The sequence below is a fragment of the Paracoccus sp. (in: a-proteobacteria) genome, assembly GCF_039808215.1.
Taxonomy (GTDB): Bacteria; Pseudomonadota; Alphaproteobacteria; order Rhodobacterales; family Rhodobacteraceae; genus Paracoccus.
In genome coordinates, this window is sequence record NZ_JBDHSP010000003.1 from 119,292 (window position 1) to 135,607 (window position 16,316).

A 16,316-nucleotide genomic window follows, 5' to 3' on the forward strand; every position below is an offset into this window, starting at 1 on the left:
GGTTCAGCCGGGCCGTGCGCCCTTGCCCGGCTGCGGCGGGTTGCGAAGTGGCGGCAAGGCCGGCAGCGAGATACGAAAGCATGCGCCGCCCTGGCCCGGCAGATAGGTGATGGCGCCGCCGAGGAAATCCATGATCTCGCGGCAGATCGCCAGGCCCAGGCCGGCGCCGCCGGCGCGCGCGGGATCGTTCAGCCGGGCGAACTTCTCAAAGATCAGCGCATGGCCCTCGGGGCCGATGCCGGCGCCATTGTCGGCGATGTCGATCTCGACCCCGCCCAGGTTGCTGCGCCGCGTCTCGATGCGGATCAGTGGCGCCGCGGCGTCGCAATATTTGCGGGCATTGGCGATGACATTGATCAGCACCTGCAGCAGCCGGTCCGGGTCGGTGATCACCGGCATGTGTTCGGCCGCGGGGTTGCGGCGGATTGCGATCTCGCGCGCCGGGCTGGCCGCGCCCGAGGCCAGCAGCGCACGTTCGATCAGATCGTGCAGGTTCACCACCGCGGGGTTCAGCCGCGCCTGTCCCGCCTCGAGCACCGACAGGTCCAGCAGGTTGTCCAGCAGCCGCGTCAGCCGCCCGGCCTCGTCATGGATGATGGCGGCAAAGCGCGCCCGGTCGCGTTCGGGCAGGTCCGGCTCCATCATGATCTCGGAAAAGGCGCGGATCGAAGTCATGGGCGTGCGCAGCTCATGGCTGATCTGGCCCAGAAAGGCATCCTTCTGCGACGAGAGCCGGGTCAGCTTGTCGTTCGATTCGCGCAGCATGGCGGTCGAACGTTCCAACTCGGCCGAGGCGGATTCGAGGCGGCGGTTGTCCTCGCGCGCGCGGCTGGCCTCGCCCGCGACCTCCATCAGATGCGCCACGGTCAGATCGCCCTGGCCGGCGACGCGGGCGACCAGCGCCGCCGCGGTCGCCGCCCCCACGGTGCCGGCCAGCAGCCGCTCGAAATCCGCCAGAAAGCGCGGCGTGGGGTCGGGCAGGTAGCCGCTTTTCCCCTGGGCGTCGGCGGCGCTGCGAAATACCTCAAGCGCGTGTTCGCTGCCCCAGATGCGCCCGGCCAGCGTCAGCAGCGCCTCTGACCGGATCGCCGGCCGCGCCTCGGTGCCGGCGGCATCCGGGGCGATGGCATGCACGAAGGACAGCGACTGCAGCCTTTCGGTCGGATCGGGAAAATCCGCCAGCGAGATCAGGGTCAGCAAGAGCGTGTTCACCCCCAGGGCCAGCAGCACGGCGCCGGCGAAAGGGTCGATGTCCTCGGCCAGCACTGGCCTGCCGATCAGCCCAAGCGAGGGCAGGAACACCAGCACCGCCCAGATCAGCGCCCCCGAACTGATCCCGGCCAGGGCGCCGCGCCGCGTGGCCCCGCGCCACAGCAGACCCGCGATCATCGCCGGTACCACCTGCGCCATGCCTGAAAACGCCACCGTGCCCATGGCCGCCAGCGCCGAGGTGCCGCCCGACATGCGGTGGTAAAGCCAGCCCGCGCCGATCACCGCGACGATGGCCAGGCGGCGCGCGTTCAGCATCAATGCGCCCAGGTCCTCGCGCGGCTCGGACAGCGCCGCCTGCTGCAACCACAGCCACAAGGGCACCAGCCAGTGATTGGCCATCATCGTCGACAACGCGATGGCGCTGACCACGACCATGGACATGGCCGAGGAAAAGCCGCCGATGAACACCAGCGCTGCCAAGAGGTCATGGCCCTGCGACAGCGGCAGTTCCAGCACGTAAAGATCCGGGTTGGCACCCGCGGGCAGGACGTCGGCGCCGACCACGGCGATGGGCAGCACCAGAAACGACATCGCCGCCAGATAGGCGGGAAAGGCCCAGCCGGCCTGGCGCAACCGGTCGTCGTCGCTGGCCTCGACCACCAGCACATGGAACATGCGCGGCAGCACCATGACCGCGGCGCCCGACAGCGCGATCAGCGCGAACCAGCGCTCGGGGTCGATGATCCAGCCCTGACCCTCGGCCGAGACCGCCATGCGGTCGATGCGCGCCAGCACATCCGCCGGCCCGTCGGCAAGGCCCCACAGCACATAGCTGCCCACCGCCAGAAAGGCCGCGAGCTTGACCACCGCCTCGGCGGCGATGGCCATGACCACGCCGTGATGGCGCTCGTCCGCGGCCAGGTTGCGGGTGCCGAACAGGATGGTGAAGGCGGCAAGGCCCAGCGCCACCCACAGCGCCACGTCATGGGGCAGCGGGTGGTCGCTGCCCGAAAACGCGCCAAGCGCCATCGACACCGACTGCAGCTGCAGCGCGACATAGGGCGTCGCCGCGGTCACGCCGATCAGCGTCACCAGCATGGCCAGCCCCGCCGACTTGCCGTAGCGGCTGGAGATCAGGTCGGCGATCGAGGTCACGCGATGCAGCCGCGCCACCCGCACCAGGCGCCTGAGCCCCCACCAGGCCCCGGCAAAGACGATGCCGGGACCCAGATAGATGGTCAGGAATTCCAGCCCCGAGCGGCTGGCATAGCCGACCGCGCCGTAAAACGTCCAGGCCGAGCAATAGACCGACAGCGACAGCGTATAGACCAGCGGCCGGTCCATCCAGCGCCAGGCGCCGCGGGCGGCGGCGCGGTCGGCCAGATGCGCCAGCAGGAACATCAGCGCCACATAGGCCAGCGAGGCCGCGCCCAGGGTCTCAGGCGTCATCCTCGTCCTCCGCGGCCGGGCTGCGGCCCAGGGCCCGGTGCAGGGCGGCGGTGGCGGCGATGGTCGCGGCCCAGCCCACCGCCAGCCAGATCGCGCCGCGGGCAAAGCTGAAATGCTGCGGCAGCCAGATCGGCGGCACCAGCACCAGCAGCGCGAACAGGAAGGGCAGCACGCGCGTCGCATCCGCCAGCCGGCGCCGGCGATAGGCATCGCGGCCCAGAAACAGGCGGCGCGACTGCAGCCTCATCCCGCGGCCAGGATCTCGCGCACCATGGCGCGCAGATCGGCATTGGCAAAGGGCTTGGCCAGCACGCGGTCGGCGCTGCCCGGCAGGTTCGCCGTGCCGCTGGCGCTGAGCAGCAGCACCGGCAGGCCGCGCAGCGCCGCGTCGGCGCGTAGCTCGGCCAGGATCTCGCCGCCGCTGCGCCCCGGCAGCATCACGTCAAGGATCAGCAGCCGCGGCGCCAGCGCCCGGATGCGTTCCAGCGCGCCGCTGCCCTCGTGCCATTGCTCGCAGCTCCAGCCGTCGCGGGACAGGATGAAGCGGACCGCCTCGGCGATGCTCGGCTCGTCCTCGATCAGCAGCACGTCGACGGCCTGGGTCACGGGCAGGCTCCTCTGATTCCGGGGGCGATCATGGGGGCGCGCGGCGGCTTTGTCAAAACTCAACCCGGCCCCAGGATCGAGGGTTCGTGCCGGGCCGGGCAGTCCTTGCGCGGGCAGATGCGGCAGGCGGGACCGACCGGCAGCGGCGGGCGAAGGTCCGCGGCCAGCGCCGGGCGGAACAGCATCTGCGCGCGTGCGAGCGGCGGGCCGTCAAACCCCATGGGCAGCAGCCGCTCGCTGACCGCCCAGGCGGCAAAGCGGTTCCCGGCAGGGGTCTCGATCAGCCGCGCCACCGGCAGCTGCGGCTGGGCCAGGGCCTCGAACAGCGGCCACAGCGCGCAGCCGGCGCCGGGGCGCGGCAGCTCGAACCCCGGGGCGGTGCGGCGATAAAGCGCCGCGCCCGAGCCGTCGCAGATGATCAGCCCGGCATGGGCCCAGGGCCCGGGGCGCAGCATGCCCAGCCGGCGCAGCACCAGATCCAGCGGCCGGCCCAGATGCAGCGCCAGTCGTGCCGGGTCGGCGCCACCCTCGTCCAGCGCGTCGATCGCGCCAGCCAGCGCCGCGTCGGGCAGGGCGGCGCGGTCGCGGGCCACGGCGGCCACCAGCCCGCCCGCCATGCTTCTCGCCGCGTCCGAGGCCAGTTCGGGTGCCTCGGCCGGGTCGGGCTGGCCGGCGGCGATCCACAATTCGACCTCTTCCTGCGGCGACATCGGCACCGCGTCATCCTCGAAACTGTCCAGATAGGCGACCAGCGATTGCGCGGTGCGCGACAGGCGCTGGCTGTCGCTGTCGAGATTGGCGTGGAAACGGTCGCGCCACTCGGGCTCGATTTCCGGGGTCTCGGCCAGGATCGAGGCGGTCGAGCGCAGCGCCGTGACCGCGGATTGCACCTCGTGCAGGGTGGTCAGCAGATAGGGGTCGCGGCGCATGCGGTCCGACAGCGCCACCAGCCGTCGTTCCAGCGCGTCGGTGCGGCGCAGGGCGCCGGCCAGCACCGAGGCCCAGCCGGGAAAGCGCGCGGTGAATTCGGCGATGCGCTCGGTCTCGGCCGCGATGCCCGCCGCCGCGCCCAGGCGGGCGGCGGCCTCGTGCAGAAGGCCCAGCAGCGCCTCCTCGCGGTCCGAGGCCAGTTCCGCCGCGTCGATCTGCAGCGCCCGCGCCAGCCGCGCCAGCAGCGCCTCGCCCACCGGGCGGCGGTTGTGCTCGATCAGGTTCAGATAGGCGGCCGAGATCGCGGCGCGCTGCGCGATGTCGGTCTGGCGCAGCCCCAGCGACAGCCGCCTTTCACGGATGCGCGTGCCGATCAGCGGCCGCGCCGGCTGCGACCGCACCGGGGGCGGGCGCTGCATCGTCATGTTTCCGCGCCAGGCGGAAAGGGGGGTGTGGCGTCCATGCTGTCCTGCGCCGCGCGGCCTGTGCCGAGCGAAAGCTTAGGGCGGCGCGACCGGCGGGACAAGCGCCCCGCGGCCTAGGCGTCGGTCTTGTCCGGGCGGTTCAGCACCCGGCGCACCAGCACGAAGAACAGCGGCACGAACAGTACACCCAGCACCGTGGCCGAGACCGTGCCGCCCAGCACCGTGGCGCCGATGGTATTGCGGCCATTGGCGCCGGCCCCGGTCGACAGCACCAAGGGCAGCACCCCCAGCGAGAAGGCGACCGAGGTCATGATGATCGGGCGGAAACGCTGGCGCGCCGCCTCGACCACCGCGGCAAACAGCGGCTTGCCGGCATCGGCCTGTTCGCGGGCGAATTCGACGATCAGGATGGCGTTCTTGCCGGTGAGCCCGATCACCGTCAGCAGCCCGACCTGAAAGAACACACCATTGTCGAAACCGCCCAGCCAGGCACCGACCAGCGCGCCCAGTACCCCGATCGGCATGGCCAGCATGACCGCGAAGGGGATCGACCAGCTTTCGTAAAGCGCGGCAAGGCACAGGAACACCACCGCCAGCGACAGGCCGTAAAGCAGCATGGTCTGGTTGCCGGCCTGCTGTTCCTCAAGCGAAAGCCCGGTCCAGGCCACGTCGAAACCGGTGGGCAGCTGCGCGGCGACCTCCTCGATCGCGGCCATGGCCTGGCCGCTGGACACGCCCGGCGCCGGGCTGCCCTGGATCTGCATCGCGGGCACGCCGTTGTAGCGGTTCAGCCCCTGCGGACCATAGCTCCAGCGGCCCTCGGCAAAGTTCGAGAAGGGCACCAGCCCGCCGGAATCGTTGCGGATGCGCCATCTGTCGATGTCGGTGGGCACGGCGCGCGAATCCGGCTCGCCCTGAACATAGACGCGCTTGATGCGGCCGCGGTCGATGAAATCGTTCACATAGCGCCCCGCCCAGGCCACCGACAGCAGCCCGCCCACATCCGTGGCCGAGACCCCCATGGCGCCGGCCTTGCGCCAGTCGATGTCGAGATTGTATTGCGCCGCATCCTCCAGCCCGTTCGGCCGCGCCGAGGCGATGCGCCCGTCCTGGCCGACGCTGCCCAGCAACTGGTTGCGCGCCTCGAGCAGTTGCTCATGCGTCTGCCCGGCGCGGGCCTGCAGATAGAAGTCGAAGCCCGAGACGTTGCCCAGTTCGATCACCGAGGGCGGCACGATCGGGAACACCATGGCGTCACGGATCTGCATCAGTGCCGGGAAGGCACGCCCGGCGATTGCTTGCACCGATTGCGCCGGGCCGGGCCGTTCCTTCCAGTCCTTGAGGCGCAGGAAGGCGATGCCCATGTTCTGCCCCGAACCGGCAAAGCTGAAGCCCGAGACCCCGAAGAAGGATTCGACATTCTCGGATTCGTTTTCGGTGAAATAGGTGCGGATCTGGTCGATCACCGCATCCGTGCGCTCGACCGTGGCGCCGGTCGGACCCTGCACCAGCACGAACATGATGCCCTGGTCCTCGTCGGGCAGGAATCCCGTGGGCGTGCGCAGGAACAGGGTGACCATGGCGGCGCCGATGCACAGATAGATCACCATCATGCGCAGCGGCCTGCGGATCAGCCAGTTCACCGATGAGCCGTAGCCGTGCATGATGCGGTCGAAGACACGGTTGAACAGGCCGAAGATGCCGCGCGTCTTGTGCCCGTGCTCGTTTCGCAGCAAGGTGGCGCACAGCGCCGGCGTCAGCGTCAGCGCCACCAGCACCGACAGGCCCATGGCCGAGGCGATGGTGATGGCGAACTGCTTGTAGATCACCCCCGTCGAGCCGCCGAAGAAGGCCATGGGCACGAAGACCGCCGACAGCACCAGGGCGATGCCGATCAGCGCGCCGGTGATCTGGTCCATGGACTTGCGCGTGGCCTCGTGGGGCTCGAGCCCCTCCTCCTCCATGATGCGCTCGACGTTCTCGACCACCACGATGGCGTCATCGACCAGCAGGCCGATGGCCAGCACCATGGCGAGCATGGTCAGCGTGTTGATGGTGAACCCCAGCGCGGCAAGGATGCCGAAAGTGCCCAAGAGCACCACCGGCACCGCCAGCGTTGGGATCAGCGTCGCGCGCCAGTTCTGCAGGAACAGCAGCATGACGAAGAACACCAGCACGATGGCCTCGACGAGGGTCTTGACCACCTCCTCGATCGAGATCAGCACGAAGGGCGTGGTGTCGAAGGGGATGACATATTCCATGCCCTCGGGGAAGAAGCGGGCGAATTCCTCCATCCGCGCCTTGACCCGGTCGGCGGTGTCCAGCGCGTTCGCCCCCGAGGCGAGGCTGATCGCCAGGCCCGAGGCCGGCTTGCCGTTATAGCGCGCGTCGGTCATGTAGCCTTCGGCGCCGATCTCGACGCGCGCCACGTCGCGCAGCAGGATCAGCCCGCCGTCGGGTTCGGCGCGCAGCACGATCTGCTCGAAATCCGCCGGCGTGGACAGCAGCGACTGCGCGGTGATGGTGGCGTTCAGCATCTGGCCTTCCGGCGCCGGCTGGCTGCCGAAGGACCCGGCCGAGATCTGCGCGTTTTCCGAGGCGACCGCCGCCACCACGTCCGAGGGCGTCAGCTCATAGGCGGCCAGTTTCGAGGGGTCGAGCCAGATGCGCATGGCGTATTGCGCGCCGAACACCTGCACCGAGCCCACGCCCTCGATGCGGCTGAGGTCGTTGACCACGTTCGAGATCAGATAATCCGAAAGGTCCACCGCCTCGTAGCGGTCATCGCTTGAGGTAAGGCCCACCACCATGAGAAAGCCCGAGGCGGATTTCTCGACGGTGATGCCCTGGCGCTGCACCGGCTCGGGCAAGAGCGAGGTCGCCTGCGCCAGCTTGTTTTGCACCTGCACCTGGGCGATGTCGGCATCGGTGCCGGTCTCGAAGGTCAGGTCGATGGTGGCGCTGCCGGCCGAGGTCGAGGAAGAGTTGAAATAGCGCAGCCCGTCCAGCCCGGTCATCTGCTGCTCGATCACCTGGGTCACGGTATTGGCCACCGTATCGGCCGAGGCGCCGGGATAGGTGGCGCGGATCGACACCGTGGGCGGTGCGATCTGGGGATATTGCGCCACGGGAAGCGTCAGGATCGACAGGATCCCAAGCCCCATGATCAGGATCGAGATCACCCAGGCAAAGACCGGACGGTCGATGAAAAAGCGGGCCATGTGCGGTTCTTCCTGTGCAGTTCGCGGGCTGGGGCCGGATCAGCTGGCCAGATTACTTGGCCGGCTGCGCGGTCCCGGTCTGGGCCGCGGCCGGGGCGGCGGCCTTGCGTTCCTCGGGGGCGACGGTGGCGCCGGCGCCGGTCTTCTGCAGCCCCTCGACGATGATGCGGTCGCCGTCCTGCAGCCCCTCGTCGACGATCCACAGGTTGCCGCTGTCTTGCAGGATGTGCAGCTGGCGCTGCTCGACGACGTTTTGCGCATTGACCACCAGGGCGATGGGCTGGCCGCGGCGGTCGCGGGTCACGCCCTCTTGCGGGGCCAGGATGACGCCCTTGGCGATGGCCTGCTGCACCACCGCCTGCACATACATGCCGGGCAGCAGGATGCCCTCGGGATTGGCGAAGGACAGGCGCAGCGTCACCACGCCGGTGGTCTCGTTCACATAGGGCTCGGCGGCGGTCAGCGTGCCGGTCTGGTCGTATTCCGTGCCGTCGGCCAGGCGCAGGGTCACCTTCTGGTCGGGGCGCGGCTGGTTGTCCTGGGCCGCCATCTCGCGGCGAAAGCGGATGATTTCGGCCGCGGATTGCGTCACGTCGACATGCACCGGGTCCAGCTGGCGGATCACCGCCATGGGCTGCGCCTGGCTGGCGGTGACCAGCGCCCCCTGGCTGGCCTGCGCCAGGCCGATCGAGCCGTCCAGCTCGGCCCGGATCGTGGTGCGGTCCAGTTCGATGCGCGCGGTCTGCAGCTGCGCCTCGGCGACCTTCAGCGCCGCCTCGGCGGCGTCGCGGGCGGCGATGGCGTTGTCGGTGGTGCTTTCGCTGGCCACGTTGCGCTCGCGCAGGGCGCCGACGCGCTCGGCCTCGCGGCGGGTGTTGTCGGCCTGGGCGCGGGCCTGGGCCACGGCGGCCTCGGCCTGGGCGACCTGGGCTTCATAGGTGGTCGGGTCGATGCGGAACAGCGGATCGCCGCTGCGCACATGGCTGCCCTCGTCGAACAGGCGTTCGGTGACGATGCCGTTCACCTGCGGCCGCACCTCGGCCTGGGCCGAGGCGGTGACGCGGCCGGGCAGGGTGGTGGTCAGGGGCACGTCCTGGGCATGCAGCGTCACGACGGTCACCGGCTGCGGCGGCATCTGGCCGGCCTCCTGCGCGCCGGCCGCTGCGCAAGAAAGCCCCGCCGCCAGCGGCAGGGCCAGGAAAACCGCCATGCGGCGCGAAAGCGCTGACATCGTGTTGCTCCGGGCAAATAGGTGACGCCGCACTTCCACCAGTTCGGGCCGCAAGTTTCAATCCCCAATCGTCCCCGGCGCCGCAGGTTCCGTCCCGTCATCCCCCCGGGTTCAGTGGTGCGATGCCTCATGGATTCGCTGCATGGTCAGCACCGCAAGGCCCGAGCAGACCAGCGTCGCCAGGATCAGCGGACCTGCGGTGCCGTCGAACATCAGCCCGATCGGCGCCGCGATCAGCACCGCGCCAAAGGTCGAGACCGCCCCCACCACCGAGGCCGCCATCCCCGCGACATGGCCCATGCGCTGCAGCGCCATGGCATTCAGGTTGCCGAAGGTCACCCCGGCCATGAAGAACACGCTGACCGCCCAGGCAAAGAACAGCGGAAAGCGCAGCGCCTCGGACAGCAGGTCGCCCAGCACCAGCACCGACATCACCCCCGAGACCATGACCTGCATCCAATAGGCCATGACCACGATACGGCGCATGCCGATGCGCACGACATAACGCGCGTTCAGCACCGTCCCCGATCCCGAAAGCAGCGCCATGCCGGCAAACCACAGCGGAAAATTCGCCCCGGTGTCATAGGTGTCCACGAACAGCTGCTGGGCCGAGCTGAGCAGCGCGAACATCTGTCCGAAGCCCAGCGTGATCACCAGCGTCACCAGCTGCACCTGGCGGTCGCCCATCACCTCGCGCGCGGCAGCCAGCAGGCTGGGCAGGCTCAGCGGCCGGCGGGCGGCGGGCGGCAGGGTCTCGGGGCGGCGCAGGTTCAGCCACAGGCTGTTGACCAGCGCCAGCAGCACGAAGGCGGCGAACACGCCGCGCCAGCCGGTGAAATGGATGATCACCGCCCCCAGCGAGGGCGCGATGGCCGGCACCAGGATGAAGATCATCATCACCAGGCTGGTGATCCGCGCCATCTCTCGGCCCTGGTAAAGATCGCGCACCAGGGCCAGCGCCACGATGCGCGGCGCCGCCGCCCCCAGCCCCTGGACAAAGCGCGACACCAGCAGCGTCTCGAGGGAATCGGCAAAGACCGCGGCGATGGCCGCCAGCGCATAGATGACGAATCCGGCGGTGATCACCGGCTTGCGGCCCAGCGAATCCGAGATCGGCCCCGCCACCAGCAGCCCCAGCCCCATGCCGCCGACGAATGAGGTCAGCACCAGCTGCGCCCGGTTCACGTTCTCGGGCGTCAGCTCGGCGGCGATCTCGGGCAGGGCGGGCAGCATGGAATCGATGGAAAAGGCGATGACCGCATAGATCAGCGCCAGCATGGCGATGAATTCCGGCAAGGTCTGCCGGCCGCTGTGGCTGGCGCTCGGATCGGTCATGGCGTGATTTCCCCTGTGATCGCCCGGGGGTAACGCCCCCGCGCGCCCGCTTCAAGGCCGCGCGGTTGCGGCCGGCGCATGGCGGACTATATTCCCGCGCATGAGCGGATCCCTGAACCTGATGAAACTTTGCGTCGGCTGCGACGACCCGGCCGAACTGGCCGCCTGGCAGCAGCAGCGCTTTCGCGACGAGCCGGTGCGCCACGTCACCCGCATGTGGCCGCGGCGCGAGGCGGAACTGCTGGACGGCGGCTCGATCTACTGGGTGTTCAAGGGGGTGATGCAGGCCCGCCAGCGCATCCTCGACCTGCAGGAGGTCACCGGCGAGGACGGCATCCGGCGCTGCGCGCTGATTCTCGCGCCGGAACTGCTGCGGGTCTCGCCGGTGCAGCGCCGGCCTTTCCAGGGCTGGCGCTATCTGCCGGGCAGCGAGGCGCCGCCCGACCTGGCCTCGGGCCGCGCGGGCGAACCCGACCTGCCCGCCGACATCGCCCATGCTCTGGCCGAGATGGGCCTGCGCTGATCGCGCGCCGGTTCCGAAGCCGGTTCAGGACAGGCGCAGCGCCTCGCGCAGCCGGCGCTCAAAGGCGGGGGCCAGACGCGGCATGGGCAGGTCGCCCTTGCTCATCTCCATGGCGCGCCAGAGATTGGCGAGCATCGGCCAGCAGGGTCCCGGCGCGCCGGTCTCAAGCAGTTGCGGCCGGCCCGAAAGCTGGGCAAAGGCCGCGCCGCTGACCAGGACATTGGCCCGGGCCATGGCCTCGGCCGCCATCTCGGGGTCGGGCTGGGCCTCGATCATCGCCAGCAGACCCTCGGCATTGCCGTCCAGATGCAGGGCCTGCAGTTCCAGCAGATAGCCTTCGCAGATCGAAAATCCCTGCTCGCACCAGGCCTGGACCGTGCCCGGGAATTCCTGCCGCGCCACCGCCAGCGGCGCCGGACCGCGGGGCATGCGGCCCGGAACGGCATGATCGCCACGCGAGAACCGTGCAGCCGCTGCGGGGTGGGCATTATCCGAAACCAACATCACTCACCAACCATGAATAGAGAACACCGAATGCAATACACTTAGAACGCTGCCAATGCCGCGGGCTAGCTGGCCTTTGGGACAGGTCGAAAATGCATAATGATAATAATGTAACGCATTGAGTTTACGTAGTTATAGTTGCTTAGCGCTGAGGGCGCCCCGGTTACCTGCGGTTGCAGGGCGATGATTCTGGCTTGCCCGCGCCGCGCTCAGCGCGTGGTTTCCGACCCGGGCGCGGGTTCAAGATGGGTGACGCCGGCGGCGGCGGCGCGGGCCAGCGCCGGGTCCAGCGACATGCCGACATATTCGCCGCGCCGCCACAATTCGGCCATGTCGTCGTAATGGCGCGATAGCGGATGCCCGGATTGCCCGGTCGAGACGACGAACACCGAACTGTCGGGATCGGCCAGGTCATAGACGCCGCGATAGGTGGCGCCGGTTACCTGCTGCCAAGGGTTGCGGCCCTGGCCGAGGGTGCCGGCGCGCGCGATGCTGTCCTCGCCCCCCGAGGTGGGCTGCAGCAGGTTCACCACATAGGACAGGCCGCGCATGTCGCCCAGCGCCGGATGCACATGGCGGGCGCGGTGCAGGTCGCCCCAGCGCCAGCTGGCCAGATCCGGCCCAAAGCGCGCGGCAAGCTCCAGCAGCGCCGCATCCAGCGCCTGCCGCGCGATCAGGGTGCAGGGTTCGACCGGTGCGGACTGGCGGATGTCGCACCAGACCGCGGCGCCGTCGGTATTGCGAAACACCCGCTCGATGAATTCGGGGTAAAGCTCGGTCAGCGTGTCGGCGAGCGGGCCGATCTCGTCGCGCAGCAGCCGGTCCTGCAGCGCCCGCATCCAGGCGGCGTGGATCAGCGGCTCGGGCAGGTGCTCGCTCATGGCGCCGTCCCAGTTGGCCAGCAGTTCCAGCGCGTCCTGGCGCAGGCGCTCGGGGGTGCCGGGGGCGGCCGGCTCGCCGGTGAACCACAGATCGGCACCGACCAGCGGCAGCAGGCTGCGCGCCACCGGGCTGACGATGTCGTTCTGCGCGGCGATGAAACTGTCGCGGCTGTGCACCTCGCGCGAGTCGATCAGATGGCGCAGGCGCTGCAGGCGCGGGCCGCCCTCCCAGTCAAAGCCAAGGCCCGCCGGTCTGGCCGGCGCCGCACCCGTGGCCATGACCACGCCATCCGCGGGCGACATGTCGGACAGCCCCGGGTCGGCGGGGGCCTGGCCCTGCCAATGGTTGCGGGCCAGCCAGCCGGGGGCAGGCATGCGCCCGGCGGTCTGGTGGTTCGCCGCACGCTGCGGCACGGCGCCGGCCAGCACCTGTCCGACCCCCTGCGCATCCGCCAGCGTGACGCTCAGCGCCGGGGCCACCAGCGCGCGCAGAGCCGCGGCGGCCGCGGGCCGGTCCTGCGCCCGCATCAGCCCGAGCAGCGCGCTCATCGAACTGTCCTCGCCCCGGCCGCCGGTCCAGGCCAGCGCCGCGACATGGCCCGCGGGCAGCACCGAGCCGATGTCCAGGTACAGGCCCGGGATGATCGGCCCGTTCACGCTTTCGCGCAGGGTGATGGTCTGCGGCGCGGCGTCGCGGATGCGCAGGGTCTCGCGGCGGGTGGCGAATTCGGTCCAGCCGCGCAGGTCGCGATAGCGGTTGGCGTCGCCCGGTTGCACCTCTTCGATCAGCAGGTCCTGATCGTCGATCTGCGCCGGGGTCACGCCCCAGGCAAGCGCCGGGTTGCGCCCGGACAGCACTGCCGGAATGCCGGGAATCGTGCCGCCGATGACCCCGCCCGATTCCAGCTCGATCCGGGCCAGATACCACAGGCCCGGCGCGGTCAGCGCGAATTGCGGATCATTGGCCAGCAGCGCGCCGCCCGCGGTGGTGCGCTTGCCGGCGGCGGCCCAGCCATTGGCCGAGGCACCGGCGGCGGGAGAGAGAAAGCCCGCCAGCGCGGCCGTCCAGTCGCGCGGCGGCGTCGCGCGTTCCGCGGCGGCGATCGGCGCGCCGGCAAACAGCGCCGCATATTCTGGCTGGGGAGGCTCGGCGCGCATGGCGACCAGGTCCTGCCCGCGTTCGGGCGCGGCCAGCGACAGGCGGGCGCGCAGCACCTCGCGCCGCATCTGCACCGTCGAGGATGCCGCCAGCAGCTTGAGGATCGCCAGCGAATCCGCCGGCTCCCAATAGGCGATCTCGTCGGGAAACAGAAAGAACTCGGGCGCGCCGCGACCCCTGGCCCCCAGGTTGACCTGCCGGATCCAGGCATTCACCCCCCGGGCATAGGCCTGCAGCGCGGCCAGGGTCGCCGGATCCTGCGCCGCGACCGAGGCACGCGCATTGCGATACAGTCCCAGCCGCCGCGTCAGGTCGTCGGCGGCGACCGCGCCCATGCCATAGATCTCGGCCAGGCGGCCCTGGGCGGCGCGACGCAGCACCACCATCTGGAACAGCCGGTCCTGGGCATGGGCGAGGCCAAGCGCAAAGAACGCGTCCTCGTCGTTGTCGGCAAAGACATGCGGCACCCCCTCGGTGGTGCGCACGATCTCGACCGGGGCCGAGATGCCCTCGACCTGGAAGCTGCCGTCGTAATCCGGCAGCGAACGGATGGCAAAATACCACGACAATGCCACCAGCGCCACGCCCAGCAGGATCAGCCCAACCGTCAGCCGCACCAGCCAGCGGAAAATTGTCACCATGGCGGCCTGCGGTCCCGGGATTGGGGCACAGAGGTTGACCCCCGCGCCCGGTGGTGGAAATCATGCGGGGCTGCATAGGCCAGGGCGCGGGCCGGATCAACGCGCCTTTCACAGGCATGAGGAGAAAGTGATGGCGCGCGTTGCATTTCTGGGGCTTGGGGTGATGGGCTTTCCGATGGCCGGGCATCTGGCTGCGGCCGGCCATGAGGTCACGGTCTGGAACCGCACTGCCGCCCGGGCCGAGGCCTGGGCTGCGCGCCACAAGGGCCGGGTCGCCGCCAGCGCGCGCGCCGCGGCGGCGGAGGCCGAATTCGTGATGACCTGCGTCGGCAATGACGACGACCTGCGCCAGGTCTGCCTGGGCGGAGACGGCGCCTTCGCCGGCATGACCAGGGGCGCGCTGCTGGTCGACCATACCACGGTCTCGGCGCTGGTCACGCGCGAATTGGCCGCCAGCGCGCAGGCCGCCGGGCTGGGTTTCGTCGACGCGCCCATCTCGGGCGGGCAGGCGGGGGCCGAGAACGGCCAGCTCTCGGTGATGTGCGGTGGCGAGGAGGCGGACTATGCCCGCGCCGAGCCGGTGATCGCCGCCTATGCCCGGATCTGCCGGCGGCTGGGTCCCGCGGGCGCCGGGCAGCTGACCAAGATGTGCAACCAGATCGCCATCGCGGGCCTGGTGCAGGGCCTGGCAGAATCGCTGCATTTCGCCGAGAAGGCCGGGCTCTCGATCGCGCAGGTGGTCGAGGTGATCAGCCAGGGCGCCGCCGGCAGCTGGCAGATGCAGAACCGCCACCAGACCATGGCCGAAGACCGCTTCGATTTCGGCTTTGCCGTGGACTGGATGCGCAAGGACCTGGGCATCTGCCTTGCCGCCGGCAATGAGAACGGCGCCTCGCTGCCGGTGACGGCGCTGGTCGACCAGTTCTACAAGGAGGTGCAGGCCATGGGCGGCGGGCGCTGGGACACCTCGGCGCTGATCGCAAGGCTGCGGCGCTGAGCGCTTGCCAAGACGGCGGCCGCCGCGCTATCAGCCGCGCGGGGGCGGTTAGCTCAGCTGGTAGAGCGTCTCGTTTACACCGAGAATGCCGGGGGTTCGAGTCCCTCACCGCCCACCAGATTTTTCAAGGGCGCCGTTGCAGCGCTGCGTTGGCAGGCCGGAAACGGGAAGCCGCGATCGCAGCGGGTCATTTTTCATCACCGACCCTGTCCCAACAGCAGCCGGTGTGGCCATGCGACGGGAATGGACGAAGGCGCGGGCCAGATTCCCGCGTCTGCGTCGTTGCCATGCCAAGTGCGAAACCGATGCGGCTTTTTTACCTCGGCAAGCTCCAAAAGGAAGACAAGGCAAAGCTCCGGAGCCGGTGCAATTGTCGGGCACCGAACAATCCTTGCTTTAGTTGGGTCACGTCCGTCAAGGTGGTGTAAATTCCTGGATGCCTGTGATGGACACAGTGATCGACCTGCTCAAGGCAACCCGGCAGAACGGCAGCGAATGGGTGTTCCCGGCCAATTCGGCCACCGGCTACATCACGGACCCGCAGGGCACCTTTGCCGAGGTGGAGGGCGAGCGAGAGCGGGTGTTTCTGCCGCACGATGGACGGCGGCACTTCATGCAGGCGTCGGCTGAGGCGTTCTTGCCTGACTATGTTGCTCACTTCCTGCGCGGCGACAAAAAGGCTGGGGCGGGCAACGACATGCTGATGAAATACCTGAAACGGATGGGCAACCGCCGCGCCGTCGAGGACATTGAGAAGGTCTATTTCGACCGGATCAAGGTAGTACCTGCTTTGAAGCTTGAACCTGAAAGTTGAGTGCACTACGTTCTAGGTGTGCTAACGCAACGTCGTGAGACCGTCGCGCCCATAGTGGGGGCACCAGCATATCTCGGGCAGCGCCGCGCTGGAAGCGGACCCGAGTGAGGACCCGCACCAGCGAATATCAACGGAGGGTTTCCGACTGTCAGATTGGACAGACAAGGAACCGTTGATATGTCCACGCCCGAACTGCGCGCCCTTGAAGGGCGCATTGAAGAGCTGGAAGCCCGGCTCAAATTCCCCCGCATGATGAACCCGCGCGAGCTTTGCGACTTCCTCGGCATTTCCGAGGCGCTACTTTACGAGTGGAAACGGGCGTTGTTGTAGAAGTCGGAACCGGGCCGCAGTTCCCCCTTTCCCCGGTGATGTCAGCCCACGCGCTGGA

The 16,316-nt window shown here is 69.3% G+C and carries 13 protein-coding genes and 1 tRNA gene; 5 read left to right on the forward strand and 9 right to left on the reverse strand.

Translation table 11 applies throughout. The annotated features are described in order from the left end of the window. Positions 1-3: 3 nt before the first annotated feature. From WMK75_RS02315 to WMK75_RS02345, 7 genes are all read right to left on the reverse strand, one after another. Positions 4-2,661, reverse strand: coding sequence for an ATP-binding protein (locus tag WMK75_RS02315; RefSeq protein WP_347266041.1), 2,658 nt, complete (start codon positions 2,659-2,661; stop codon positions 4-6). Further along, on the reverse strand, positions 2,651-2,908 hold the full coding sequence (locus WMK75_RS02320) for a hypothetical protein (protein WP_347266042.1): 258 nt from the start codon (positions 2,906-2,908) through the stop codon (positions 2,651-2,653). The genes WMK75_RS02315 and WMK75_RS02320 overlap by 11 nt, the downstream gene beginning before the upstream one ends. Beyond that, a complete protein-coding gene (locus WMK75_RS02325) occupies positions 2,905-3,267 on the reverse strand; it encodes a response regulator (protein ID WP_347266043.1) in 363 nt (120 codons plus the stop codon). Before WMK75_RS02325 ends, WMK75_RS02320 begins: the two co-directional genes overlap by 4 nt. A gap of 59 nt (positions 3,268-3,326) precedes the next feature. After that, on the reverse strand, positions 3,327-4,622 hold the full coding sequence (locus tag WMK75_RS02330; protein ID WP_347266044.1) for a short-chain fatty acyl-CoA regulator family protein: 1,296 nt from the start codon (positions 4,620-4,622) through the stop codon (positions 3,327-3,329). Between the two features lie 113 nt (positions 4,623-4,735). Further along, on the reverse strand, positions 4,736-7,843 hold the full coding sequence (locus WMK75_RS02335; RefSeq protein WP_347266045.1) for an efflux RND transporter permease subunit: 3,108 nt from the start codon (positions 7,841-7,843) through the stop codon (positions 4,736-4,738). 52 nt (positions 7,844-7,895) lie between these two features. Continuing rightward, entirely contained in the window at positions 7,896-9,074 is a 1,179-nt protein-coding gene (locus WMK75_RS02340) for an efflux RND transporter periplasmic adaptor subunit (RefSeq protein WP_347266046.1), read from the reverse strand. A 111-nt stretch (positions 9,075-9,185) separates the two neighbouring features. Beyond that, on the reverse strand, positions 9,186-10,409 hold the full coding sequence (locus WMK75_RS02345) for a multidrug effflux MFS transporter (RefSeq protein WP_347266047.1): 1,224 nt from the start codon (positions 10,407-10,409) through the stop codon (positions 9,186-9,188). A 100-nt stretch (positions 10,410-10,509) separates the two neighbouring features. Between WMK75_RS02345 and WMK75_RS02350 the strand changes: the two genes are divergently transcribed. Next, positions 10,510-10,932 (forward strand): DUF1489 domain-containing protein, encoded by a 423-nt coding sequence (locus tag WMK75_RS02350; protein ID WP_347266048.1) that lies wholly within the window; start codon positions 10,510-10,512, stop codon positions 10,930-10,932. 24 nt (positions 10,933-10,956) lie between these two features. Here the strand turns inward: WMK75_RS02350 and WMK75_RS02355 are convergent, their stop codons facing one another. Next, positions 10,957-11,361 carry a hypothetical protein gene (locus WMK75_RS02355; protein WP_347266049.1) on the reverse strand — a complete coding sequence of 135 codons (405 nt, stop codon included), beginning with the start codon at positions 11,359-11,361 and terminating at the stop codon, positions 10,957-10,959. A 284-nt stretch (positions 11,362-11,645) separates the two neighbouring features. Further along, entirely contained in the window at positions 11,646-14,117 is a 2,472-nt protein-coding gene (locus tag WMK75_RS02360; protein ID WP_347266050.1) for a penicillin acylase family protein, read from the reverse strand. A 130-nt stretch (positions 14,118-14,247) separates the two neighbouring features. On the opposite strand from WMK75_RS02360, the gene WMK75_RS02365 reads away from it, so the two are divergent. The 4 genes from WMK75_RS02365 (at position 14,248) to WMK75_RS02380 (ending at position 16,258) form a co-directional block, all read left to right on the forward strand. Continuing rightward, positions 14,248-15,114 carry an NAD(P)-dependent oxidoreductase gene (locus tag WMK75_RS02365; protein WP_347266051.1) on the forward strand — a complete coding sequence of 289 codons (867 nt, stop codon included), beginning with the start codon at positions 14,248-14,250 and terminating at the stop codon, positions 15,112-15,114. A gap of 42 nt (positions 15,115-15,156) precedes the next feature. Beyond that, positions 15,157-15,232, forward strand: a tRNA-Val gene (locus tag WMK75_RS02370). 327 nt (positions 15,233-15,559) lie between these two features. Then, positions 15,560-15,928, forward strand: a complete 369-nt coding sequence (locus tag WMK75_RS02375; protein ID WP_347266052.1) for a hypothetical protein — start codon at positions 15,560-15,562, stop codon at positions 15,926-15,928. A 177-nt stretch (positions 15,929-16,105) separates the two neighbouring features. Continuing rightward, on the forward strand, positions 16,106-16,258 hold the full coding sequence (locus WMK75_RS02380; protein WP_347266053.1) for a hypothetical protein: 153 nt from the start codon (positions 16,106-16,108) through the stop codon (positions 16,256-16,258). Positions 16,259-16,316 lie beyond the last annotated feature (58 nt).